A 23,950-nucleotide genomic window follows, 5' to 3' on the forward strand; every position below is an offset into this window, starting at 1 on the left:
TAACGTGAAGAAGCGGAGCGTTCGCCTAAAAGCTTTCTGAAAGAAAGCTGCTTCGGAAGCATACGCTATCCCCGGATTTTCCCTTTGAAGAAGGGAATCAAAAAAATCTGGGGATAACAGTGATCGGAAGGTTATTCTGTCATCGAAGTGGCTAGGTGCAACATTCTCTATTTCGCTTTATATAGCAAGGTTTTTCAAAAGGTGGCATGCTCATCTCATTCAAGGCATATAGATGGGGTAACGAAGGATTTGGACCATGGATCAGTCCCATGAGAAGGATCATGGTGAACATATGCCGAAAGGAGGACGCCACCTTTGTTGAATCAACCTTATGGTTTGCGGTTCGATATTTATGAGCGCGTTCATTTGTCTGAGGGAGTTCCTGCGATTGAGGAATTGGAGGAGATTGAACTATACCCGCGCATTCAAGTCATAGGGCAGGATGATCATGCCACCTTAAGAGGACATCTTTTACTTACAGGTGCGTACAGAGGAGAAAATGAGGCTTCAGAAGAGCTCAAACATTTCATTCCCGTGGAGATTACAGTGCCGCTGAACCGAGTCAGATCGATTGAGGATATTTCCATTGAGATCGAAAATTTTGACGTGGATCTGTTGTCCAACCGCAGTCTGAACATTACTGGCGTGTTGTCGCTGCGAGGCATCGAGGGCTTTCATGCTGAAGAGCCGCAAATGTGGTCGGCAGATGAGTTTACAGTAGTCCACTCACCGGATGCTCAGCAATCCAACCGTTCCGATGAAGCAGAACAGACAGATAGCGATCCCAACACATTTGCACAAGAGTATCTGCTCCAGCGGAGTGAGGAAGAGAGACTTGCGAATGCAGCAGAGCTTGCCTATGGTGCCCCGGAATATCATCAGGAATATGCGAACTTATCCTCGGCGGAGCCACTTCAATCGGCGGAGCAAAGTGCGGAGTACGCTAACGAAAACAGACAACCTGATGTAAACGAAGATCCTGCATCTCTGACAGCGAATGGAGATGAACTGGCATCCCAGGAGCCATACAGTGAACCTTCTCCCATCTCGTCATTTATGGCTGAGACGGCTGATCGGTTAGCTTCTTACCCAGAGTCGGAACCATTGCTTCCTCTGGAAGATGAGTCTTCAGCGTGGTCCGAGCCTTCCGTGGATGCATTGCCTACAGAGCCTAGAAATTCAGATCAAGAAGTCCGAGAACCTGCTGCTCAATCATCTAATGAGTTCGCAGCACCAGATGTACCGGACGTATGGCATTTCGAATCAGCGAGATCTGTACCTCAGCAGGAGAATCAGGCAGTTGATGTTCCGGTTGAACCACAAGCGGAGAACTGGCAAGGTGTATTCGGTACGTCCGAAGCAGGCAATGCAGAGGAAGAACGCCAGTCTTTTGAAGCGACTGAGGTAGATGAGTTTGTGCAGAACGAAGCATCTGTCCCTGAACCTGTTGCTGAGACGGAAGACAAGCCGGAGATGAAGGTTGCTTTTGGCAGTAAAAAGGAATCCGCTCCAAGACAAGCGGAGGGTGTGGGGATCTCTTCCTTGTTATCCTCCGGCAGATCAGCACGAGATGCTGAAGTGGAGAGAAACGAAGAGGTACCAGCCGGTGTGATACAGGAAGAAACGTATGCACCTGAGGATGTGGAATGGAAGAATCTGTTCCTGGGGACGATTGTGGACCAGACGCCATTCCGTAAGGTGAAACTGTGTATTGTCCAGCGGGAAGATACACTGGATGCCATTGCGGATCGATACCAATTGAGCACGAGGGAACTTCAGTTGTATAATCGATTATCTGAACAAGTTGTGGAAGAAGGTCAGATATTGTACATCCCTTAATCCGTAGTTAAAGCCTTCGTTATAACCCGTGATCCCCTTGAGGATTGCGGGTTTTTGCATGATTTGCCCTAAACCTGCATTCCAGCGCACTTTATCCGCTGTTGTCAGGTTGACTATCGCGCACGAGCAAGGTATGATGTGTGTAGGTTTTTTGAAGAACAACGTGGAACGGGAGTAGTAGACAGTATGACCTTTCAGAGAGTGGAATCGCAACGCTGTGAGATTCCGCAGGAACCAACTGATCGAAGTCGCCCGGGAGTTGCCTGTTTGAATACAAGGGATGAATGAGATGTATCGTCATTTATTGCTGAGGTAGGATGGGCCGGTAGCAGCCGTTATCTGCTTGAAGTGTCACGTCATGTACAGAAGGGGAAGTCTATCTTGCTGTCGGCGTGAAACAAAGGTGGTACCGCGAAAGCTAACCTTTCGTCCTTTGATGGATGAAAGGTTTTTTTTGTTTTTTTTGGCGAAGATGATGAAGTAACGGAGGAATGACACATGTCTGAGGAAAAAAAATCAGCTGCAACAGAAATGCCGACCACTTACGATCCTAAGGCGGCAGAGGACAAATGGTACTCCACCTGGATGGAGCGCGGATATTTCAAAGCCGGTCAACGTAAAGATGCCGAGCCGTATACGATTGTAATTCCACCCCCAAATGTGACCGGGATGCTGCACATCGGGCATGCGCTCGACTTTACACTACAGGATATTCTGATCCGCACCAAACGGATGCAGGGTTATGATGCACTGTGGCTTCCGGGTTCCGACCATGCAGGTATTGCTACCCAAACCAAAGTGGAGCAGAAGCTGCGTGAAGAAGGTCTGACTCGTTATGATCTGGGACGCGAGAAGTTTCTGGAGAAAGTATGGGATTGGAAAGATCAATATGCCACAACCATTCGTCAGCAATGGGGCAAAATGGGTTTGTCCCTTGACTACTCACGTGAACGTTTTACGCTGGATGAAGGTCTGTCCCAAGCGGTTCGCAAAGTATTTGTTCAACTGTATGAAAAAGGCCTTATTTACCGCGGCAAACGCATCATTAACTGGGACCCGGTGAACCGGACAGCCCTGTCTGACATTGAGGTTGAATATAAAGAGGTTCAGGGTCACCTGTACCATCTGCGTTACCCGCTCAAAGACGGAAGTGGCTACGTTACAGTAGCAACAACGCGTCCTGAAACGATGCTGGGTGATACAGCGGTCGCTGTTCATCCGAAGGATGAACGCTATGCAGATATGATTGGCAAAGTCCTTGTACTGCCTATCATTGGACGCGAAATTCCAATTATCGCTGATGATTATGTGGATAAAGAGTTCGGAAGTGGTGCAGTAAAAATCACGCCTGCACATGATCCGAATGACTTTGAAGTAGGTCTCCGTCATGATCTGCCACAGATTACGGTTATGGATGAGAGTGGCACAATGAATGCAGAAGCTGGTAAGTATCAGGGACTGGATCGCAGTGAATGCCGCAAGCAGATTGTTGCTGATATGAAAGAGCAAGGCATATTGATCAACATCGAGGATCATACGCATCAGGTTGGACACAGTGAACGTACCGGCGCTGTTGTTGAACCGTATCTGTCTACTCAGTGGTTTGTTGAGATGAAGCCACTTGCAGAGAGAGCGATCAAGAAACAACAGAGCGGCGAAGGGGTTAATTTTGTTCCAGACCGTTTCGAGAAAACATATCTGAACTGGATCGAGAACGTTCGTGACTGGTGTATTTCCCGTCAGCTGTGGTGGGGACATCGTATTCCGGCCTGGTATGATGAGGAAACGGGTGAAATCATCGTATCTGCTGAAGATCCGACAACGCTACCAGAGAATGCAGGACGCAAGCTCAGACAGGACGAAGATGTACTCGATACTTGGTTTAGCTCCGGCTTATGGCCATTCTCCACATTAGGCTGGCCGGAAGATACGGAAGATCTGCAACGTTATTATCCGACAAGTGTACTTGTGACAGGGTATGACATCATATATTTCTGGGTTGCACGTATGATTTTCACTGCACTGGAATTCACGGATGAGATTCCGTTCAAGGATGTGCTGATGCATGGTCTTGTTCGTGATGCAGATGGACGTAAAATGTCCAAATCATTGGGCAACGGTGTAGATCCGCTGGATGTGATCGAGAAATATGGTGCAGATGCAATGCGTTACATGATCTCAACCAGCAGCACGCCAGGGCAGGATCTCCGTTTCCGTTGGGAACGGGTGGAGCAGGCTCGTAATTTTGCCAACAAGATCTGGAACGCTTCGCGCTTTGCATTGATGAATCTGGAAGGATTCACTTATGAGGATCGTGACATCAGCGGAGAGCTTGGTACAGCGGATTATTGGATTTTGCACCGTCTGAACGAAACTTCCCGCGATATTACGCGTCTAATCGAAGCGTATGAATTTGGGGAAACAGGTCGTGTGCTGTATAACTTTATCTGGGATGACCTGTGTGATTGGTACATTGAGTTCGCTAAACTGTCCTTCTATGGGGAAGATCCGGTTGCCAAGAAGAAAACACAATCCGTACTGGCTTATGTGCTGGATCAGACCATGCGCCTGATTCATCCGTTTATGCCATACATCTCCGAAGAGATCTGGCAGCATCTGCCGCATGAAGGTGAGACGATTACGTTGGCAGCATGGCCGGTATATGATCCTGCTTTTGAGAATCCAGAGGCTGTTGCAGAGATGAACCTGCTCATGGATACCATTCGTGCAGTTCGGAACATCCGTGCAGAAGTGAACGTGCCTATGAGCAAAAAGATCGAATTGATGGTAAAAGCAAATAGCCCTGAGGTGTCAAGCATCATCGAACGTAACAGTCATTACATCAAACGTTTCTGTAACACGTCCGAGTTCGATAGTGGGCTGGATCTGAGCTCCCCGGATAAGGCAATGACTGCAATCATCACAGGGGCAGAACTATACTTGCCGCTGGCAGGTCTTATTGATATCGAACAGGAAGTGGCTCGTCTGGAGAAAGAGTTGCAGAACCTTGAGGGCGAAGTACTCCGTGTGGAGAAAAAGCTGTCGAATGAAGGCTTTGTAGCCAAAGCGCCTGCCAAAGTTATTGAGGAAGAGCGCGCCAAGCAAGCGGATTATTCCGATAAACGGGATAAAGTGATCGCACGAATCAAGGAACTGAAAGGTTAATATATTTGGGTCGGATGGAGAGACAGTATGCCATCCGGCCGCTTTTTTCACTCAAACTCGGAACCGAAGGTGAATCAGATGACGGAATTAGACGGGACAGATGCAGCAGCTCCTTTACTTACGTATAACGAGGCCGTGGACTGGATCAATGGCCTTATTCCTTTTGGCATCCGACCTGGATTGGAACGAATCGAGGGTCTGATGTCTATGTTAGGCAATCCTCACCAACGTCTCAAATTTATTCACGTCGCGGGAACGAACGGCAAAGGTTCGACTTGCGCTTTTTTGACGTCAGTGCTTCTTCAGGCTGGATATGATGTGGGTACCTTTACATCGCCGTATATCACCAAGTTTACGAACCGTTTTCAATACAACGGCGAGGATATTCCGGAAGAGACACTGTTGAAGATCTCTAACCGTTTGCGACCGCTGGTTATGGAAATGGCATCTACACCGCTTGGTTCCCCAACGATGTTTGAGGTGTCTACGGCTCTCGCGCTTCTGTATTATGCAGAAGAGTGCTACCCTGATGTTGTGGTATGGGAGACGGGGCTGGGGGGAAGGATGGACGTAACGAATATTGTTTCGCCTGTTGTGTCCGTCATCACCAACATTGGTATGGATCATACGGATGTGCTTGGAGATACGATTGAGCAGATCGCTGGAGAAAAGGCAGGCATTATCAAGCCGGGAGTACCCGTTGTAACCTGCGCGACGCAACCCGAAGCTGTGAAAGTGATTCAGGAGAAAGCACAGCAGCTTCAATCAAGCCTGTATTTGGCTGGAGATCAATTCTCTTATCATCGACTGGAGAGTAATGAGAACGGACAATCTTTTCATTTTACAGGCCCTTTTCGTGACCTGGACGTTCGCATCCGCATGCAGGGCTCACACCAATGTGACAATGCAGCGGCCGCACTGATGGTGCTCGAATTGCTTAGACAATACATGGCATTTATGCTGGATGACAACGATATCGCACTTGGACTGGAGAATGCTTTCTGGGCAGGAAGATTCGAAAAAGTCGTCGATGAACCCCGAATTGTGCTCGATGGAGCACATAATCCGGAAGGGGCAGAGTCGCTGGCCAAGAGCATTACGGATGTCTATGCTCACAACAAGTTAATTTTGATGATGGGTATGTTGGCAAATAAGCATCACGAATCATATTTGCAGCATATACTGCCACTAGTGGATACGCTGATCCTGACCGAGCCAGACTTCCGACGCAAAATGGCTGCAGATGAATTGCTGCAGATTGTCGAACGGGTACGTCCCGCCTTTGCGAAGCAGGAACTGGAAATCATCGTCGAGCCCGAATGGGCAAAGGCTCTTGATCTATTGAAGTCACGGACGGAAGCGGAGGATCTGGGGGTGGTCTCCGGCACACTGTACCTGATTGCGGATGTGCGGGCAGCCCTTTTGCATCAAACCGATTCTGAAAAAGGTTGGTGAAAGTTTTGTTAAATACATCGGAACACGTTCATTTTATAGGGATTGGCGGATATGGCATGAGTGCCATCGCTAGAGTTATGTTGGAAATGGGATACACCGTTACCGGATCGGATGTCGCTTCACAGGAGTTGACCGAGAAGTTGGCAGCCAAGGGAGCGAAAATATATATCGGCCATACAGCAGAGCACGTCACTGGAGCAGACCTGGTTGTATACTCTACGGCAGCGCCTGCTGATAATGTGGAACGGGTAGCAGCTGCAGAGCTCAACATTCCGATTCTGCATCGTTCCCAGATGCTTGCACGTTTGTTAAATGAACGTAAAGGTGTGGCTGTGGCTGGAGCCCACGGTAAAACCACCACCTCATCCATGATTGCACTGGTTATGGATAAATGTGATACGGACCCGACATATATCATTGGCGGAGAGATCATGAATGTGGGCACCAACGCCAAGGCAGGCCAGGGCGACTGGGTAGTTGCCGAGGCGGACGAGAGCGATGGCTCATTTTTGCAGTACCATCCATGGCTCGGTATTGTAACCAATATTGAGGCAGATCATCTGGAGAATTACAACAGTGATTTTGAGGAACTCAAAAAGGCTTATGTGCAGTTTTTGAGCCAGATTCGTCCGGAAGGAACAGCCATTGTGTGCTCTGACGACGAGAATGTGCAAGCGATTTTGCCAGAACTCAAGTCACGGATTACAACCTATGGTATTGATCGTGCTGCGGATTATACGGCAACGGATATTGTATTGGGCGATCGCCGTATCTCCTTTACAATGAATCATCAGGGTGCTCCTATGGGCACGGTGGAATTATCAGTGCCAGGTAAGCATAACGTTTATAATGCGATGGCTACTGTAATTACCTGTCTGGAAGCAGGTATTCCATTTGAGAAGATTGTGGCAGCGATCATCCAGTTCCACGGAGCCAAACGCAGATTCCAGGTATTGGGCGAGGCGCGTGATATGCTGATCATCGATGATTATGCGCATCACCCGACGGAGATTGAAGCGACTATTAGTGCAGCCAAAGCGACAGGCAAACGTATTATTGCGGTATTCCAGCCACAGCGTTATACGCGTACGTTCTTCCTATTGGATGCGTTCAGTCGTGCTTTCGCGGAAGCGGATGAGGTGCTTATTACGGATATCTATTCTCCTGCGGGCGAAAAACAGATCGAAGGGGTAACCTCCGCCAAACTGGTTGAACTAATCGTTCAAAACAGTAATGCTTCTGCACGGTACCTTCCTACGAAAGAAGAAGTTGTAGCTGATCTGCAGCATCGTTTGCAGCCAGGAGATCTGGTGATTACGATGGGTGCAGGTGATATCTGGAAAGTAGGAGATACACTTGCCAAAGGTTTAAAATAGATTATTTGCGAAACCGCCTGTCTTCGATATGAAGCAGGCGTTTTTTTGCGTTAATTGGAATGTCTTCTGCCTTCTCTGCATATAGCTGATATAAATGGGACAAAGGAGAGGGTACGGGTGAGCAATGCTAGAATGACGTTTCGCTTCGGGGATCATGAGTCGGACAAGCCTGGAAACAAGAGGAGTTCCGCATCCAGTCCATTGGTGTCGTTAAGTGAAGAATTACCGCATAATCAACTGCTAACGCCTAAGCAGATGGATACGACCCCATCATGGACGCCAGAGGATATTCCCGGAGACTGGGGAGAGACGGTGCTGACAAGCTCTACTGTACCTGAACCTGACGAGCGGGTGAGCCCTGATTCGAACTCGAACTTTGATGAGCGCCATTATCTAGGAAACCGTTCCGGTTACGGTTATGATAATTATTCAGAAGATCCGGAGGAAGAGCGTCGCTATCGGTCTATTGCCCAAGAGGATCAGGGCCACGACTGGCTTGCAGATTCCGAGAACTATTCCTATAAGCGCAATCGCCCTCCAAGGGGCTGGAGAATGATTGGTTCTGTCACTGGGGCTCTTGTTACCGGAGCACTCTTTGGCATGGTGATTCTCTCATTTTTTAATAAAGAAGGAGCCGTCAAGCCAGACGATCTTCTGCCCGCCAATCAGGCAGTTTCCACTGTGACCGGTCAGGAGGGGGCTGCAGGTACAGAACAGCAGACAGCGGCGACTGGCAGCACGTATTATGCACTTCAATACGGCGTGTTCAGTTCTCCTGAACGAGCTGAGCAGGCCAAGCTTGAACTGGCTCAGGCAGGTATAGCCGCAGGGTCTGATCCTGAAGATGGTAATCGAGTATATGCAGGCATTTCGGCTGATCGTGAAGAGGCCAAGCTACTTAGCTCCAGGCTAAAAGCTCAGGGAGTCGAACTGTATGTCAAGGAAATCGTGAACCCTGAGATCAATCCGGCTATATTCGGTGGCAAGCAAGAGGATGTGCAGCTTTTCTTCACAAACAGTTCTGCACTGGTCGAACAATTGTCTACCTTGTCCATTCAGCAGTTGGGACAATCTGCACCGACAGCAGTCTCTGCAGAAACGATGACCGCGATTCAGAATAAACACCAGTCATGGTTAACCGGTTTGAATAGTCTCTCACCCGGCCTGACTGCGGAGGTACAGCCTATTGTTGGTGGAATGGAGAAATCAATGAACGATGCAATAACGGCTATTGCAGAGTACAACAAAAATCCGGATGATGTGCACATGTGGTCTGTGCAGTCCGATCTGATGGAATATGTACTACAGCAGAAAAAATGGCTCGAAGCGATTAAGCAGTAACATGCTCTTTCCCATAACAACGCTTGGAATTACCCATCCGGCAAGGAACTGGAAATAGTTCCCCTTGCCGGATTTGTGTTTGTATTGACGTACAAAACCCCGTATAATAATGTGGGTGTCAAAAAATGGCGAGGGAAGATTACCGATGAAAAAAAACTTCGGCATGTTATTGCTGTTTCTGCTGCTCGGCTGGATGGCCGGAGCGTGGATCGCCAAGGCACTGCAGCCTGTTAAGGCAGTAGCCTTTCTTACGAAAGCCACGACCATACGTTGGTCGCCGCAGGCTGATCTTGATATTATCAGTTATGATATTTCACTTCAATTTCAAATGAGCCTTCTGAGTCTGATCGGTATGATTGCCGCTGTGTGGCTATATCGCAGACTGTAGGAGAATGACGAGTTATGACGAAAAAAATTAACCAGTGACATCTATTATCGTGATCCGGACAGGATGTTGCCGTGGCATAAGGAGCCGTTCATTTTGGATAACACAAAGCAGCGCCCTATTATTCTGGCCTCCACATCGCCTCGGCGCAAGGAACTGATCGCATCACTCCACCTAGCGTTTGATGTAATACCAAGTCATGCCAATGAAGATACACCTCCAGAGTGGACCCCTGAACAGACGGTACAGGAGCTTGCTTTGCGTAAGGCGCTTGCTGTGTATCGGGGGCTTGAAGGCCGCGAGCAGGAAGCCATTATTGTTGGTAGTGACACCGTTGTTGTTCTGGATGGTGAGATTCTGGGCAAACCCGTAGATGAAGCGGATGCTGAACGTATGTTATCCCGGCTGCAGGGCCGTGTGCATCGGGTGTTTACGGGCGTCGCTTGTATAGATGCGGGCAATGGACAGTCGTTAGTTCATTACCGCCAGACCGATGTAACGATGAAAGAACTGTCGGATGCGACCATCCGTGCTTATGTGAAGACAGGAGAGCCTTCTGACAAGGCAGGATCTTATGCCATTCAGGGCATTGGCGCTTCTCTGGTCGACCGTATTGAAGGATGTTATTTTAATGTGGTTGGCTTGCCGCTATCCTTGCTAAGTGACATGTTGGACGGGTTCGGCGTACATGTGTTGCCACGAACATGAATGAAGCCAAATGTTGTGAAATGAAAAGAGGGAACATATGGAGTCGCCTCAATACATGATGCGCGACATCCCCCAGGAAGAACGCCCGAGAGAACGCATGATGGAATATGGGGCGGGCGCCTTAAGCCATGCTGAATTGCTGGCCATTTTACTTCGAACAGGCACAAGACAGGAATCCGCGGTGCATATGGCACAGCGGATTCTGACCGAAACGGGTGGCATTCGCTCGTTAATGGATCTGAGTCTGGAAGAATTGACTGCGATGAAAGGGATTGGCAATGCCAAGGCTGTACAATTGAAAGCTGGCATTGAGCTGGGGCATCGGATTGCCAAGAGCAGACTCACACAGTCGGCTTCAATCCGTACACCGCGTGATGCAGCTGACATCCTGATCGAACAATTGCGTTATTTGCAAAAAGAACATTTTGTGTGTCTCTTTCTGAATAGCAAAAATCATATTATTGCCCAGGAAACACTCTCCATGGGCAGCCTTAACGCTTCGATTGTACATCCGCGTGAAGTGTTCCGGGCTGCCATCAAATGCAGCAGCGCATCTATTGTGTGCGCACACAACCATCCGAGCGGTGATCCTACGCCCAGTCCGGAGGATATCCAAATAACCAAGAGACTGATTGAAGCAGGCGCTATTGTTGGCATTGACGTGCTTGATCATATTATTATCGGAGATGGAACGTACGTAAGTTTGAAGGAGAAGGGCTTAGTATAATATAATGGTTGGCGTTGATGTTTTCCTATGAATGTTAACGGCGTTGTCCGTAAAAGATAGGTTCACTTTACAAATGCAAAAAAACAAATGCGAATATTAGCTCCACGTGTTACGTGGGAATGAAATTATCACGCTCTGGATCTGAATAGAGCGGCTATATGAGGCAGAAAAGGAGATTATGTTATGTTTGGTGGTTTTACGAAAGATTTGGGTATTGACTTGGGGACAGCAAATACGTTGGTTTATGTACGAGGAAAAGGAATTGTGGTACGCGAACCTTCGGTAGTCGCTATACGCACAGATACAAAAAGCATTGAAGCAGTAGGTGAAGCTGCCAAAAAAATGATTGGACGTACACCAGGTAACATTCGTGCCATTCGTCCAATGAAAGATGGCGTTATCGCCGACTTTGATACAACGGCAACAATGATCAAATATTTCATCCGTGAGGCGCAGAAACAACGCTCCATGTTCCAACGTCATCCAAACGTGATGGTATGTGTACCGTCCGGGATCACGGCTGTAGAACAACGTGCGGTTGAAGATGCAACCAAACAGGCTGGAGCACGCGAAGCCTATACAATTGAAGAACCTTTTGCAGCTGCAATTGGTGCGGATCTGCCCGTATGGGAGCCAACAGGTAGTATGGTTGTCGATATTGGTGGCGGTACAACGGAAGTTGCTGTTATCTCTCTTGGTGGTATTGTAACGAGCCGTTCGGTTCGCGTAGCAGGTGACGAGATGGATGAATCCGTTATTCAATACATCAAACGCCAATACAATCTGATGATCGGTGAGCGTACATCGGAGCAGTTGAAGATGGACATTGGATCAGCAATGCCATTGGAGCAAGTAGAAACGATGGAAATTCGTGGACGTGACCTCGTTACAGGTCTGCCGAAGACCATTACGATTACTTCGGACGAAATCAGCGAAGCATTGGCTGATACGGTGAATGCAATTGTTGAAGCGGTAAAAGTAACCCTTGAGAAATGCCCACCTGAACTCGCGGCCGATATCATGGATCGTGGAATCGTTCTTACAGGTGGTGGGGCGCTTCTGCGCAATCTGGACAAGCTGCTGGCTGGTGAGACAGGAATGCCTGTCATTGTGGCTGAGAATCCGCTGGATTGTGTAGCGATCGGAACAGGTAAAGCGCTAGAGAATATTCATTTGTTCAAAAGCAGAAGCAGTTCGGCAGTTCGTTCCAAACGTTAATCGGTATTTGCCTAACTTGACATTGCGAATAAGTGGCAAGATATCTTTATAGAGGACCCGGTTAACCCCGGGGATGAGCTATTACCCGCTTAACAGGGGAGGATCGGCTGATATTCTCGCAGGGACTACAAGTCTGACAGTCTCCCCGCCGGGCATGGCTCGGAAGAGAATATGGATGTTAGAGGGTGTTCGAACTGTTTAAACTGCTAGGCAACAAAAGACTTTTTGTTTTGCTGGTGGGCCTTGTTACATTTATCGCGTTAATGGGCTTTACGCTCAGTCCGCGAACCACTCTATCCTGGCCGGAGAAATTCCTGAAGGATTCAGTTGGATTTGTACAATACGTATTTTACAAGCCCGCTTCTTATGTAGCGGGCTTTTTTAAAGATGTAGCGAACATGCGTACGGTATATCAAGAGAATGAAGAGCTTCGTATCGCGATGGGTCACTATACCCGGGATCGGCTGAAGTACAATGATATGGAGCAAGTGAATGAGCAGCTTCAGAAAGCGCTCAATTTCACCGAAGAACAGAAGAATCGGTATAATTACGGTTCACGAATTGCTCAGGTTATCAGTGCCAATTCAGATCCGAATAGCAGAACCATTAACATTGATATTGGTGAAAATGCGGGAATTAAGCCGGGGATGGCTGTAACCTCGCAAGAAGGGCTGGTCGGCGTGATTAGTCATGTCAGCTCCTATACATCAACAGTCAATCTTTTAACGTCCATGGACGCCAATGATCCAACATCCAACGCCATTGCAGCAACGGCAGTAGGTAAGGAGAAAGTGTTTGGTATGATTGAGAGTTATGATCCGAAGACGGGCATGCTCAAGATGACCAAAATCTCAGAAGATTCTAATATCCAAAAGGATGATGAGATCATCTCCTCTGGAATTATTAACAATTTTCCGAAGTACATGCGGATTGGGAAAGTGAAGAGTGTCGAAAAAAGTGAGTATGGTTTAACCAAAACAGCTACAATTGAGCCATATGCAAGTTTCCTTGATTGGAAAGAGTTGATTGTCATTATCCCGCCTGAGGTAAAAGAATAATGGTAACGCGCAAGCAAGTCTTGTTCCTGTTGTTATTCGTTTTGTTCATTGCGGAAGGCACGATTTTGCCGCTGCTCATTCCTTCTGGCTGGCAGATGCGTATTTCTGCCAATCTGGTCTATATCGTCATTTTGTTTATCGCCGTATATCATCACCGACACACGGCACTAGTGCTCGGTATATTTTTTGGACTATTGCATGACGTTGTATTCTACGGCGAGATGATTGGACCTTATGGATTTTCGATGGGATTATCGGCGTACATGATGGGACTCATTTTTCAAGCACCTCGTGCACCACTGCCCGTTATGGTATCGGTTGTCATTTTGGGAAGTCTGCTGAATGACACCATGCTATTCTTCCTGTATAAGCTCTTCCAACTTAACCACGTGACCTTTGACTGGGCGTTGATTGAATACATGATTCCTAATTTGTTCATTCATTTTGTGTTTGCCTTGATCATATATGTCCCGCTTCGGAAACAACTGGAGCGGATCGGCAAGAGACGGAGCAAGACAGAAGAAGCTTCCTAAATACATTTATGGAGCGCAAAGCAGGAACTTGGGGCCCCGGGCACGAAATGTAATGAGATGGGAGGGACAGGCTTATGACGGTAAAATCGAATCACGTAACGATTAAAGGCATCCGAGACGGCCTGGTTTTCCTGTTGGACGATCAATGTGAATTCGAGGAATTGCTCTATGAGCTCCGCTATAAGCTGGAACACAGCCATCAAAATATTTTGACCGGACCGATTGTTCATGTGGATATCAAGTTGGGTGCCCGCGAAGTGACAGAGGACCAGAAAGAAGCAATTCTCGATATATTGAAACAAAAAGGGAATCTGCTTATTCGATCCATCGATTCACCTGCACTCCAACCGGAGGTTAAAGGACCGCCGCCGATTGTAACCATGTGTGGTATGGTGCGTTCAGGTCAGGTGCTTCATCATGAAGGAAATCTCCTGTTTCTTGGGGATATCAATCCGGGGGGCACAGTGACGTGTACCGGAGATATATATGTGTTGGGTTCACTCAGAGGTATGGCTCATGCCGGAATTGGCGGGGACGAGGAAGCAATCATTGCGGCATCGGTATTTGCACCGACGCAGCTACGGATTGCGGATATCATCAGTCGTCCTCCCGATGAATGGGAGAGCCGAGAGACCGGAATGGAATTTGCTTACTTACAGGACAATCAGATGCAGATAGACAAAATGAGCAATATCGTTCGGTTACGCCGAGATTTTAATGTGTTTAAAGGAGTGTAGCTCATGGGAGAGGCGATCGTGATCACTTCGGGTAAAGGCGGCGTGGGTAAAACAACCACCTCGGCAAACATCGGGACAGCGCTGGCGCTGCTCGGCAAAAAGGTTTGTCTGGTAGATACCGATATCGGCCTTCGTAATTTGGATGTCGTGATGGGACTCGAAAACCGTATTATTTACGATCTGTGCGACGTTGCGGATGGCCGCTGCCGTCTGAATCAGGCTTTGGTCAAAGACAAGCGTTTCGAAGAATTATACATGTTGCCTGCGGCGCAGACGAGAGACAAAAACTCGGTATCGCCAGAACAGGTGAAGGATATTATCCTTGAATTGAAAAAAGATTTTGAGTACGTCATTATTGATTGCCCCGCAGGGATCGAGCAGGGGTTCAAAAATGCGGTAGCAGGAGCAGATCAGGCCATCGTGGTCACTACACCGGAAAATGCTGCAGTACGTGATGCGGATCGCGTCATCGGCCTGCTGGAGAGTTCACATATTCAATCACCTAAACTGGTGGTGAATCGAATTCGCAATAATATGGTTAAATCGGGTGACATGTTAGATATCGATGGTATTTTACAAGTACTTAATATTGACCTGATTGGTATCGTGCCTGATGATGAACTGGTTATCAAAGCTGCCAATTCAGGAGAACCTACGGTCATGAATCCGGATTCACTTGCAGCGATTGCGTATCGGAATATTGCACGCCGCATTCTGGGAGATACGGTCCCATTAATGCAGCTGGAGCAGAAAAAGGGTGCTTTTTCTCGCTTCAAAAAGTTCTTCGGAATGGGTTAACTCGTTAAACGAACTTATTCATAATTTTAAATACATGACAGCCGTGGCGCATAGCCCGGCTTTTTTTGTTACCTGACCGGCAGGCTTGTTCATATTATCATCCACCTCTTCATAGGATGTAGTAAACAAGCCTCGGCGGGAGGATATTCCATGAACACGAAACTCAGAATCAAGCAGAGACGAGAAGAACGCATTCGGCGACTGATGGATGGTGCCACTGTGGAGGTCTTACAGGAGCAAAAAGTAGGTTCACTATTGGACAAGAATGAGAACATGCACCGGAAACCGTTTACGCCTAGTGTAGGGATACAAGAAAGAGATCCAGAATGGTTGTGGAAAAAAGAGAACGGTCGTTTCGTTCCAGGGGGGCATTCGAGATTCAACCTAATCAAGTCACTTTTAAAACGAACGGTCATTAGCGCTTTCATATTCGGCGGAGTATGGGGGCTGTTTCAATTAGATACATCGTGGACGAAAGCTCCCAAAACAGTCATAGCAGATGCACTCCATCGAGATATGGATTTTGCCTCTGCAGCAGCCTGGTATGAACGCCATTTTGGAGGAACGCCTTCGTTTCTGCCTGTTCTTGGTCATACGACGGATGCTGTCAATGGCTCAGGCATACGACAATTACTGGGTAAACCAATCTCAGGAACAGTGGTTCAGCCATTCGCACTGAGCATGAAAGGAATTGAGATCGTTCCGGATGCTGCTGGTACAGAACTTGTACAGGTCGCAAGTTTGGATGCTGGACGTGTCATGGAGGTTATCGGAGATGCAGCAAGTGGATTCACCGTTGTGATTCAACATACAGGCAATGTCACGGCCATATACGGTCGGCTGAACGAAAGTGAAGTGAACGTGAATGATTGGGTGGAAGCGGGAAATCCAGTGGGGAGTCTCAAGGCTACGGGTGGTGAGCAACCGGCCACGCTCTATTTTGCGATCAAAGAGGGGGAGGAGTACGTAGACCCAGCGGAAGTTGTTGCCCTTGATTAGGGTGTGGGGGGTCCGTATTACGTTTCATCCGTTTTTTGTAATTATCATGATGGCCTCCCTCCTGACTGGACATTTCATTGAACTTATTACGCTGTTTGCCATCGTATTCATTCATGAATGTGGACATGCTGCGGCGGCGGCCCTTCTGGGCTATCGTGTTTTGTCAATCCAGATGCTTCCTTTTGGAGGAGTAGCGGTTATTGAAGATGGAGGTACGATCACGGCCTACCGGGAAATCATGATTGCTCTTGCAGGTCCATTACAAAACATGCTGATGGTTGGCGTGGTTATGCTGTTACAGTATGGCCACCTGGGCGATCCGATTTTTCTCAATTATATCATTCAGGGGAACCTGCTCATCGCCCTCTTTAATCTGCTGCCAGTACTTCCTTTAGACGGAGGGAAGATTGTTCAGGCACTTGTCAGTCTGTGGGCACCCTATTATACAACCTTAATGTGGACTTACAGAATTAGCATTCTGTGTAGCGTAGGAGTTGTTTTGTATGCGATCTGCCGATGGTTTACTGGAGACTACGGCTTACCGTTAAACATTCTGTTAATCGGTCTTTTTTTGTTCTATTCCAATCTGACTGATTACCGAAATGTACCTTACCGCTTTATTCGTTTTCTGATGAATCGAGAAGGGGCGTTCACTCGTCACGCGGCTGCTGGCAGTTTGGCGCAGCCAATAATCTCATTTCCGGCGAAACCTTTGGACACTATTTTGCGTCTATTAAAGAGAGAAAGATACCATATGGTATACGTGATGAACAGCCAGGGTCGAATTATGGCCGTATTGCCTGAACAACGCATTATCGGTTCCTATTTTCAACAAAATGGCGATAAATTGTAGTGTTCTGGTGGACCTGTTCTGAAATGGGTTAATACATGTACAATGAGAATGGTAAAGAGAGCTGAAATGGATGTGGATGAATTGAATTGTCTTCTAGAGGTGAAGCCATGAAACAAATGATCGTACATAATGAACATAACCTCATGCAAATGGCGCTTCTGGAAGAAGGCAAAGCTGTGGAATTTACAGCAGAGCGTACACGCGAGCGTGGACTGTTGGGTTCCTTTTTCAAGGGACGGGTAGTTAATGTGCTACCGGGTATGCAGGCTGCTTTTGTGGATATCGGTCAGAAAAAGAATGCGTTTCTGTATGTGGATGATGTGTTACATCCCCATCTGGAGAAGCAACCTAAGGTGAAGCCTTCCATCTCGGAGTTGCTTCGTCCAGGTCAGGAAGTCATTGTTCAGGTTCTGAAAGAACCGGTAGGAGGCAAGGGAGCCCGGGTGACAACTCATTATTCACTTCCGGGCCGCTGGCTTGTCTACATGCCTGTTGCCGACTATGTGGCGGTTTCCAAGAAGATTGCCCGTGAAGGGGATCGTTCTCGTCTTAAGGCACTTGGGGAGCAGCTGAGGCGGGATGAAGAAGGACTTATTATTCGAACCGTATCTGGAGAAGAGCAGCATGAAGCCATCAAGTCAGACCTGGAAACATTACGTGCGCAGTGGTACCTGATTCGTGAAAAAGCGGACAGTTTGCCTTCGCCAAGCCTCCTGCATCGGGATCATAGCATGGTGCAGCGAATCATCAGAGATGTGTACACACCAGGCAGTGATGAGGTCATCACCGATAGTGAAGGACAAGCCCGTGAGGTAAAAGCATTGCTGGAAGAGATTAGTCCTGGTCATCAACCCAAAGTTCAGGTGTATCGGGGTACAGAATCCATCTTTGCTGCCTATGGTGTACAGGAACAGTTGAATAAGGATTTTGCCCGAAAAGTCTGGCTGCCCGGCGGCGGATATATTGTCATTGACCATACTGAAGCTCTGACTGTAGTGGATGTGAACACAGGCAAATATACAGGAGCTGGCGGTGACAGTCTGGAAGAGACCGTGACGGAGACCAACATGCAGGCAGCAGTGGAGATTGCCCGTCTGATGCGTCTGCGGGATATCGGTGGCATGATCATTGTCGACTTCATTGATATGGAGGAAGCCTCGAATCGGCATGAAGTTGCGTCAACCTTGGAGGGTGAACTCAAAAAGGATCGGACCAAAGCGTTTGTAATGGGTTGGACCAAGCTGGGTTTGCTCGAACTTACCCGAAAGAAAGTGCGGGAAGAAAGTACGTTGCCCTATGTTGAGCCGTGTTCTTCCTGTCATGGAACGGGAAAAAGATATATTTCACCTTTGCATTGATTTTTGATATATTGCGTGATATAATCTTCAAGTATGTGTTTAGCCTATTGGTCTTGCACATGCTGTAACCGCACTGGCCGGGTATAAGAACAGTTCCGCAAGGAGGCTGTCACCTGAGAACGGGCGAGTCTGAGACATGAGGAGGTGCAAGGCAAATGTACGCAATTATTGAAACAGGCGGCAAACAGTACAAAGTCCAAGAGGGCGATGTTCTGTTCATCGAGAAATTGACTGCGAACGATGGCGAAAGCGTAACGTTCGACCGTGTCCTGGCTGTATCTAACGATCAAGGTTTGACAGCAGGTACACCATTGATTTCCGGAGCTACTGTAACGGCTAAAGTGGAGAAACATGGCAAAGGACAAAAGGTTATCGTATACAAATACAAACCTAAAAAGAACTACCATGTGAAGCAAGGTCACCGTCAACCGTACACTAAAGTAACTATCGAAACAATCAAAGCGTAAAGAAGGTGCGATAAGTGATTATCGTTCAAATCTTTCGTGATGAGGACGGGAACATCGAACGCTTTTCCATCGAAGGGCATGCCAATTTTGCCAAGCGGGGAGAAGATATCGTATGTGCCGGGGTATCCGCTGTTACAGTGGGTACGGTGAACTCAATTGAAACATTGACCGGTGTCGAAATGGATGCCAAGATGAAGAATGGCTTTTTAAGTGGTTCTTTACCTTTGTTGGAGAGAGGGGAAACCTGGTCCCAGGTACAACTGTTACTCGAATCCATGGTGGTTATGCTCTCTAATATTGCAGAGTCATACGGGAAGTATATTAAAATACAGCAATTCAAATAAGCAAAGAAGGAGGACAACCAATCATGTTGAAATTAAATCTTCAGTTATTCGCATCGAAAAAAGGTGTAGGTTCCACGAAGAACGGACGTGACAGTAATGCTCAACGTCTGGGTGTTAAACGTGCTGATGGTCAAACTGTAACTGGTGGTAGCATTCTCGTTCGCCAACGCGGAACGAAAATTCACCCAGGAACTAACGTTGGCATCGGTAAAGATGACACTTTGTTCGCGAAAATCGACGGCGTTGTAAAATTTGAACGTTGGGGACGCGATCGCAAAAAAGTAAGCATCTATCCTGTTAATGTTGCTCCTGTAGCAGCAGCAGTAGAAGCGTAATATCGGCATTCCGCCTAAGGAGCCTTCGGCATTTTTGCCGAAGGTTTTTTGTATTCAACGGTTATTCGGTAATGAACTGGCAGAAAAGACATGTTATACTTGGTTACGGTGGGTGTAGACCAACCGAGTTTTGTAGAACGGGGAGAAGCCATGAAATCTTGGAAAAGAGTGCCGTGGATTGCGGCATGTTCACTTCTGATTCCTTTGGTTTTCGTTATGTTGTATCCGGCGATGATCTCAAGCGTCGTATGCGCATTGTGGTCCGTCGCAGTATTGTTCATTTCTGTGAATGCGATGAAGAAACAGGCGGAGGCGGAACGCAGAACCATCATACAATCCATGGAAAAGACAGCAATTGCTTCATTAAATCATCATCGACACGACTGGATGAACGACCTTCAGGTGTTATATGGATATCTTCGGATGGGCAAACTTGATAAATCCCTGCAATGTGTGGAAAGAATAAAAGAGCGGGTTACGGAAGAGAGTCGAATCTCCAGGTTGGGTATTCCCTCGCTCGTATTTTATCTTCAATCTTTTCGGGCCAGTGGGATGCCGCTGGAATTGCATGTGGAAATAGAAGAAGAGTTGCAGCTTAGTGCTCTGGTCTCTCCCGAGGATGGCGAGTCACTTACCGGGGCGATTGCGGATGCAATCAGAGCCTATCAATATGGCGGCGGCCGGTCTTCTTGGGGAGAGGTTCGCAAACTGACCTTGAACTTCGGGCAGGATCATGGAGATGTGGTTGTCCGACTGGATGGGGATCAAACACCCGATCCGGAAACATTGCGGCAGCTTACTGCCGTACTCCAAGGAAAAAAAGTCAGAACGGAGCAGTTTCCGTCTGAGGATACGTTTATACAATTCAGAATGCCGTGTGGAATATAGGAAGAAGGGGTTAACCAATGTTTGTAGATAAAGCGAAGATTTATGTAAAAGCCGGAGACGGAGGGGACGGAATTATTTCCTTCCGTCGTGAGAAGTATGTTCCAAACGGTGGACCCGCCGGGGGCGATGGAGGCAGAGGGGCTGACATCATTTTCCGGGTGGATGAAGGTCTGCGGACGTTGATGGATTTCCGTTACCAGCGTCACTTCAAGGCCCCACGTGGTGAGAAGGGACGTAATAAAAGTCAGCACGGTGCAAACGCTGAGAACATGATTGTGCGCATTCCACCAGGAACTGTCATTCTGGATGAAGACAGTGGAGAAGTACTGGCGGATATGACACGTCACGGTCAACAAGTTGTTATTGCTCGTGGTGGTCGGGGTGGTCGGGGGAACATCCGATTTGCCACACCGAACAATCCTGCACCTGAACTTGCCGAGAATGGTGAAGAAGGCCAAGAGCGTTACATCGTATTAGAGCTAAAAGTGATGGCAGATGTTGGTCTGGTTGGTTTCCCGAGTGTCGGGAAATCCACGCTGCTTTCTGTCGTTTCGTCTGCCAAGCCAAAAATTGGTGCATATCATTTCACAACCATCACACCGAACCTGGGTGTAGTAGGTGTAGGAGAAGGCCGAAGCTTCGTTATGGCCGATTTGCCTGGTCTGATTGAAGGCGCACATGAAGGAATCGGACTGGGACATGAGTTTTTACGTCATGTCGAGCGTACCCGTATTATTATTCATGTGGTGGACATGTCGGGTTCAGAAGGACGCGATCCATTTGAAGACTGGCAGAAAATTAATGATGAACTGAAACTGTACAATCCGCTTTTGGCTGAGAGACCGCAGGTTGTAGCAGCCAATAAAATGGATATGCCGGACTCCGAAGCAAACCTGGAGCAATTTTTGCAGCAAGTTCGTGAGGTGCAACCGGATATTGAAGTGATGCCTATTTCATCTCTGACTCGTAAAGGGATTCAAGAGCTCTTGTATCGTGCCGCTGATCTCCTGGATCAGATTCCGGACGAGCCAGTGGTTGAAGAGGTAGCAGACGTATCCGAACGTAAAGTGTACAGCTTGGACAAAAAAGAGGACGATGGTTTCCGCATCTTGCGTGAGAATGAAATGTTCGTTGTCGAAAGTGCCAAGATTGATCGCATGATGAAACGGATGCAATTGAACTCGCATGAAGCTATATTGAAACTCGCACGTACAATGCGATATATGGGTGTGGACGCAGAGTTGCGTAAGCGTGGAGCTGTAGAAGGCACCATCGTGCGTATTGGAGACTTTGAATTTGAATTTGTGGAAGGCAGCAGCTACTACTAAGTAACCGTCTTCCGTGGAGAGTCAGATTGATATACAGACGCAGAGAAGTGGGAAGTTGACCCGCAGCTCTGCGTTTTTTTTGTTTTTTCCTGACATGGGAGAGGCATAAACTTGTATACTGTGAGGAATACATTTCAAAAAATAGGCATGTCATGTATTGCCCTTTTGTCATAGATCCTATATAATGTCCACTATATGAATACATGAGTCTTTGAGGAGAGGACGTTCTGTGAACGAACGCTATTACTTGGTACGGGAAGATATTTTACCGGAGGCTGTGGTGAAGACCATGCAGGTAAAAGAACTACTGGCTTCTGGTGATGTTAAAACAGTGCATGAGGCGGTTGAACAGGTTGGATTAAGCCGGAGCGCCTTTTACAAGTACAAGGATGGAATTCATCTGATCAACCAGCTTGAACGGGAGAGAATTGTAACGATCTCTATTGATCTGGAGCATCAGTCAGGGATCTTGTCTCGTGTGCTTGGACATGTAGCAGGTTATGGAGCCAATGTGCTCACGATTAATCAGAGTATACCGCTTCAAGGAAGAGCCAATGTTGTCATTTCAGTGGAAACGACACATCTTCATGGCGAAATTGGTGAAATGCTGGATCGAATGCAAGATATGCCTGGAGTAAGACGCACACGTATTGTAGGCCAAGGTTAATGAGGCTTTAACATACAGGACTGACAGACAAGAATAGACATTAGGGGGTAGATCGTTAGTGAAACCAGTAAAAGTCGGATTGTTGGGTCTGGGAACTGTGGGAACGGGAGTCGTTCGCATTGTGGAAGGGAATCAGGAGGATCTGAGCAGTCAGGTTGGATCGCCGATTGTCATTGAGAAGATCGCGGTGAAAAATACAGAGAAGGAACGTGTTATTGCTGTAGACCGTGCCAAGCTCACTGAAGATCCTTGGGAAGTCATTCGTCATCCGGATATTGATGTCATCGTTGAAGTCATGGGTGGCATTGATCAGACGAAAGAGTATATTCTTGAAGCGTTGGAACGTGGGAAGCATATCGTAACAGCGAACAAAGATCTCATGGCACTGCATGGTACAGAGATTTTGGCGAAGGCGCAGGAAAAGCAATGTGATGTGTTCTATGAGGCGAGTGTTGCGGGAGGGATTCCAATCATTCGTACGTTAATTGAAGGTTTCTCTTCCGACCGGATTACTCGCATTATGGGGATAGTGAACGGAACAACGAACTTTATTCTGACCAAAATGAGTCAGGAAGGTGCATCCTATGAAGAAGTGCTAGCCGAAGCACAGGCGCTGGGATACGCTGAATCGGATCCAACCTCCGATGTGGAAGGACTTGATGCAGCTCGCAAAATGGCGATCTTGAGCACACTGGGTTTCCGCACCAATGTGGAGTTGAAGGATGTAACTGTTAAAGGCATATCCTCCGTTACCCGTGAAGACATAACGTATGCCAGAAGACTGGGGTATGAGATGAAGTTACTTGGTATTGCGGACCGGATTGACGATGAGATTACGATTAGCGTACAGCCGACAATGGTTAGACAGAATCACCCCATTGCTTCAGTCAATGGTGTGTTCAACGCAGTATATGTACACGGTGAAGCTGTAGGGGAGACCATGTTCTACGGTGCGGGTGCGGGAGAACTGCCAACGGCAACTTCGGTTGTAGCTGATATTGTGGCGGTTACCAAAAACCTCAAACTTGGCGTGAATGGTCTCAAAGCAATTGTTCCTTATAAGCAGAAGCGAATGCAAAGCGATGAGCAGATCGTGTCGAAAAACTTTATTTTACTGCACGTGGACGACAAAGCCGGTGTATTGGCACAGATTACACAAATTTTTGCTGAATATGATGTCAGTCTGGCGTCGGTTGTTCAACAGCCGAATGAGCACAACCCGGATGCCGAGATCATTATCGTTACGCATAATGCAAGTAAGGCAAGCATGGATAAGGTGTTAAAACATTTTGAATCACTCAGCGTCATTCGTCGCATTAAGAGTGTATACCGGGTCGAAGGATAATTGTCCTCATCCCATACTGCATCTTC

General features: G+C 47.6%; 23 protein-coding genes and 2 other annotated features. All 23 genes read left to right on the forward strand.

What is annotated here, in order from left to right; translation table 11 throughout:
* Positions 1–315 precede the first annotated feature (315 nt).
* The 23 genes from MKY73_RS05025 (at position 316) to MKY73_RS05135 (ending at position 23,924) form a co-directional block, all read left to right on the forward strand.
* Entirely contained in the window at positions 316–1,839 is a 1,524-nt protein-coding gene (locus tag MKY73_RS05025; RefSeq protein ID WP_339306003.1) for a LysM peptidoglycan-binding domain-containing protein, read from the forward strand.
* Between the two features lie 155 nt (positions 1,840–1,994).
* Positions 1,995–2,276 (forward strand) — a binding site (T-box leader).
* A gap of 61 nt (positions 2,277–2,337) precedes the next feature.
* Positions 2,338–5,004, forward strand: a complete 2,667-nt coding sequence (locus MKY73_RS05030; RefSeq protein ID WP_339306004.1) for a valine--tRNA ligase — start codon at positions 2,338–2,340, stop codon at positions 5,002–5,004.
* 78 nt (positions 5,005–5,082) lie between these two features.
* On the forward strand, positions 5,083–6,459 hold the full coding sequence (locus MKY73_RS05035) for a folylpolyglutamate synthase/dihydrofolate synthase family protein (RefSeq protein WP_339306006.1): 1,377 nt from the start codon (positions 5,083–5,085) through the stop codon (positions 6,457–6,459).
* A 56-nt stretch (positions 6,460–6,515) separates the two neighbouring features.
* Positions 6,516–7,835: a UDP-N-acetylmuramate--L-alanine ligase gene (murC, locus tag MKY73_RS05040; RefSeq protein WP_339308491.1), complete on the forward strand. Its 1,320-nt coding sequence runs from the start codon at positions 6,516–6,518 to the stop codon at positions 7,833–7,835.
* Between the two features lie 117 nt (positions 7,836–7,952).
* Entirely contained in the window at positions 7,953–9,176 is a 1,224-nt protein-coding gene (locus tag MKY73_RS05045) for an SPOR domain-containing protein (RefSeq protein ID WP_339306008.1), read from the forward strand.
* Positions 9,177–9,321: 145 nt separating this feature from the next.
* Positions 9,322–9,564 (forward strand): DUF4321 domain-containing protein, encoded by a 243-nt coding sequence (locus MKY73_RS05050; protein ID WP_047841183.1) that lies wholly within the window; start codon positions 9,322–9,324, stop codon positions 9,562–9,564.
* A gap of 63 nt (positions 9,565–9,627) precedes the next feature.
* Positions 9,628–10,269, forward strand: coding sequence for a Maf family protein (locus tag MKY73_RS05055; RefSeq protein WP_339306009.1), 642 nt, complete (start codon positions 9,628–9,630; stop codon positions 10,267–10,269).
* 37 nt (positions 10,270–10,306) lie between these two features.
* Entirely contained in the window at positions 10,307–10,996 is a 690-nt protein-coding gene (gene radC, locus MKY73_RS05060; protein WP_339237080.1) for a DNA repair protein RadC, read from the forward strand.
* Between the two features lie 183 nt (positions 10,997–11,179).
* The gene (locus tag MKY73_RS05065) at positions 11,180–12,214 is read left to right on the forward strand and encodes a rod shape-determining protein (RefSeq protein WP_024633969.1); all 1,035 of its coding nucleotides are present in this window, start codon (positions 11,180–11,182) and stop codon (positions 12,212–12,214) included.
* A 185-nt stretch (positions 12,215–12,399) separates the two neighbouring features.
* Positions 12,400–13,272 carry a rod shape-determining protein MreC gene (gene mreC / locus MKY73_RS05070; protein ID WP_339237077.1) on the forward strand — a complete coding sequence of 291 codons (873 nt, stop codon included), beginning with the start codon at positions 12,400–12,402 and terminating at the stop codon, positions 13,270–13,272.
* Positions 13,272–13,805, forward strand: coding sequence for a rod shape-determining protein MreD (gene mreD / locus MKY73_RS05075; RefSeq protein WP_036605906.1), 534 nt, complete (start codon positions 13,272–13,274; stop codon positions 13,803–13,805). Before mreC ends, mreD begins: the two co-directional genes overlap by 1 nt.
* A 74-nt stretch (positions 13,806–13,879) precedes the next feature.
* Positions 13,880–14,542: a septum site-determining protein MinC gene (minC, locus tag MKY73_RS05080; RefSeq protein WP_017692615.1), complete on the forward strand. Its 663-nt coding sequence runs from the start codon at positions 13,880–13,882 to the stop codon at positions 14,540–14,542.
* Positions 14,543–14,545: 3 nt separating this feature from the next.
* The gene (gene minD, locus MKY73_RS05085) at positions 14,546–15,340 is read left to right on the forward strand and encodes a septum site-determining protein MinD (protein ID WP_024633965.1); all 795 of its coding nucleotides are present in this window, start codon (positions 14,546–14,548) and stop codon (positions 15,338–15,340) included.
* Positions 15,341–15,490: 150 nt separating this feature from the next.
* On the forward strand, positions 15,491–16,339 hold the full coding sequence (locus tag MKY73_RS05090) for a M23 family metallopeptidase (RefSeq protein WP_339306010.1): 849 nt from the start codon (positions 15,491–15,493) through the stop codon (positions 16,337–16,339).
* Positions 16,332–17,192 (forward strand): site-2 protease family protein, encoded by an 861-nt coding sequence (locus MKY73_RS05095; protein WP_339306012.1) that lies wholly within the window; start codon positions 16,332–16,334, stop codon positions 17,190–17,192. Before MKY73_RS05090 ends, MKY73_RS05095 begins: the two co-directional genes overlap by 8 nt.
* A 107-nt stretch (positions 17,193–17,299) precedes the next feature.
* The gene (locus tag MKY73_RS05100; protein ID WP_339237066.1) at positions 17,300–18,550 is read left to right on the forward strand and encodes an Rne/Rng family ribonuclease; all 1,251 of its coding nucleotides are present in this window, start codon (positions 17,300–17,302) and stop codon (positions 18,548–18,550) included.
* Positions 18,551–18,606: 56 nt separating this feature from the next.
* Positions 18,607–18,691: a sequence feature (ribosomal protein L21 leader region), on the forward strand.
* 14 nt (positions 18,692–18,705) lie between these two features.
* Entirely contained in the window at positions 18,706–19,017 is a 312-nt protein-coding gene (rplU, locus tag MKY73_RS05105; protein WP_017692620.1) for a 50S ribosomal protein L21, read from the forward strand.
* 14 nt (positions 19,018–19,031) lie between these two features.
* Entirely contained in the window at positions 19,032–19,361 is a 330-nt protein-coding gene (locus MKY73_RS05110; RefSeq protein WP_036605912.1) for a ribosomal-processing cysteine protease Prp, read from the forward strand.
* Positions 19,362–19,384: 23 nt separating this feature from the next.
* On the forward strand, positions 19,385–19,696 hold the full coding sequence (rpmA, locus tag MKY73_RS05115; RefSeq protein ID WP_017692622.1) for a 50S ribosomal protein L27: 312 nt from the start codon (positions 19,385–19,387) through the stop codon (positions 19,694–19,696).
* Between the two features lie 90 nt (positions 19,697–19,786).
* Positions 19,787–20,584, forward strand: coding sequence for a Spo0B domain-containing protein (locus MKY73_RS05120; RefSeq protein WP_339306014.1), 798 nt, complete (start codon positions 19,787–19,789; stop codon positions 20,582–20,584).
* A gap of 17 nt (positions 20,585–20,601) precedes the next feature.
* Positions 20,602–21,912 (forward strand): GTPase ObgE, encoded by a 1,311-nt coding sequence (gene obgE / locus MKY73_RS05125; RefSeq protein ID WP_339237061.1) that lies wholly within the window; start codon positions 20,602–20,604, stop codon positions 21,910–21,912.
* A 229-nt stretch (positions 21,913–22,141) separates the two neighbouring features.
* Positions 22,142–22,579 carry an ACT domain-containing protein gene (locus tag MKY73_RS05130; RefSeq protein ID WP_017692625.1) on the forward strand — a complete coding sequence of 146 codons (438 nt, stop codon included), beginning with the start codon at positions 22,142–22,144 and terminating at the stop codon, positions 22,577–22,579.
* 58 nt (positions 22,580–22,637) lie between these two features.
* Positions 22,638–23,924 (forward strand): homoserine dehydrogenase, encoded by a 1,287-nt coding sequence (locus MKY73_RS05135; RefSeq protein ID WP_339237060.1) that lies wholly within the window; start codon positions 22,638–22,640, stop codon positions 23,922–23,924.
* Positions 23,925–23,950 lie beyond the last annotated feature (26 nt).

This window comes from Paenibacillus sp. FSL R5-0519 (genome assembly GCF_037974275.1).
GTDB lineage: Bacteria > Bacillota > Bacilli > Paenibacillales > Paenibacillaceae > Paenibacillus.

Excerpts from the sequence above, each read along its gene's own strand:
- MKY73_RS05090 (WP_339306010.1), top strand. The coding sequence starts at position 15,491 with ATGAACACGAAACTCAGAATCAAGCAGAGACGAGAAGAACGCATTCGG.
- MKY73_RS05055 (WP_339306009.1), top strand. The coding sequence starts at position 9,628 with ATGTTGCCGTGGCATAAGGAGCCGTTCATTTTGGATAACACAAAGCAG.
- radC (WP_339237080.1), top strand. The coding sequence starts at position 10,307 with ATGGAGTCGCCTCAATACATGATGCGCGACATCCCCCAGGAAGAACGC.
- MKY73_RS05035 (WP_339306006.1), top strand. The coding sequence starts at position 5,083 with ATGACGGAATTAGACGGGACAGATGCAGCAGCTCCTTTACTTACGTAT.
- obgE (WP_339237061.1), top strand. The coding sequence starts at position 20,602 with ATGTTTGTAGATAAAGCGAAGATTTATGTAAAAGCCGGAGACGGAGGG.
- MKY73_RS05030 (WP_339306004.1), top strand. The coding sequence starts at position 2,338 with ATGTCTGAGGAAAAAAAATCAGCTGCAACAGAAATGCCGACCACTTAC.
- MKY73_RS05050 (WP_047841183.1), top strand. The coding sequence starts at position 9,322 with ATGAAAAAAAACTTCGGCATGTTATTGCTGTTTCTGCTGCTCGGCTGG.
- rplU (WP_017692620.1), top strand. The coding sequence starts at position 18,706 with ATGTACGCAATTATTGAAACAGGCGGCAAACAGTACAAAGTCCAAGAG.
- murC (WP_339308491.1), top strand. The coding sequence starts at position 6,516 with ATGAGTGCCATCGCTAGAGTTATGTTGGAAATGGGATACACCGTTACC.
- MKY73_RS05065 (WP_024633969.1), top strand. The coding sequence starts at position 11,180 with ATGTTTGGTGGTTTTACGAAAGATTTGGGTATTGACTTGGGGACAGCA.
- minD (WP_024633965.1), top strand. The coding sequence starts at position 14,546 with ATGGGAGAGGCGATCGTGATCACTTCGGGTAAAGGCGGCGTGGGTAAA.
- MKY73_RS05100 (WP_339237066.1), top strand. The coding sequence starts at position 17,300 with ATGAAACAAATGATCGTACATAATGAACATAACCTCATGCAAATGGCG.
- minC (WP_017692615.1), top strand. The coding sequence starts at position 13,880 with ATGACGGTAAAATCGAATCACGTAACGATTAAAGGCATCCGAGACGGC.
- rpmA (WP_017692622.1), top strand. The coding sequence starts at position 19,385 with ATGTTGAAATTAAATCTTCAGTTATTCGCATCGAAAAAAGGTGTAGGT.
- MKY73_RS05120 (WP_339306014.1), top strand. The coding sequence starts at position 19,787 with ATGTTATACTTGGTTACGGTGGGTGTAGACCAACCGAGTTTTGTAGAA.
- mreD (WP_036605906.1), top strand. The coding sequence starts at position 13,272 with ATGGTAACGCGCAAGCAAGTCTTGTTCCTGTTGTTATTCGTTTTGTTC.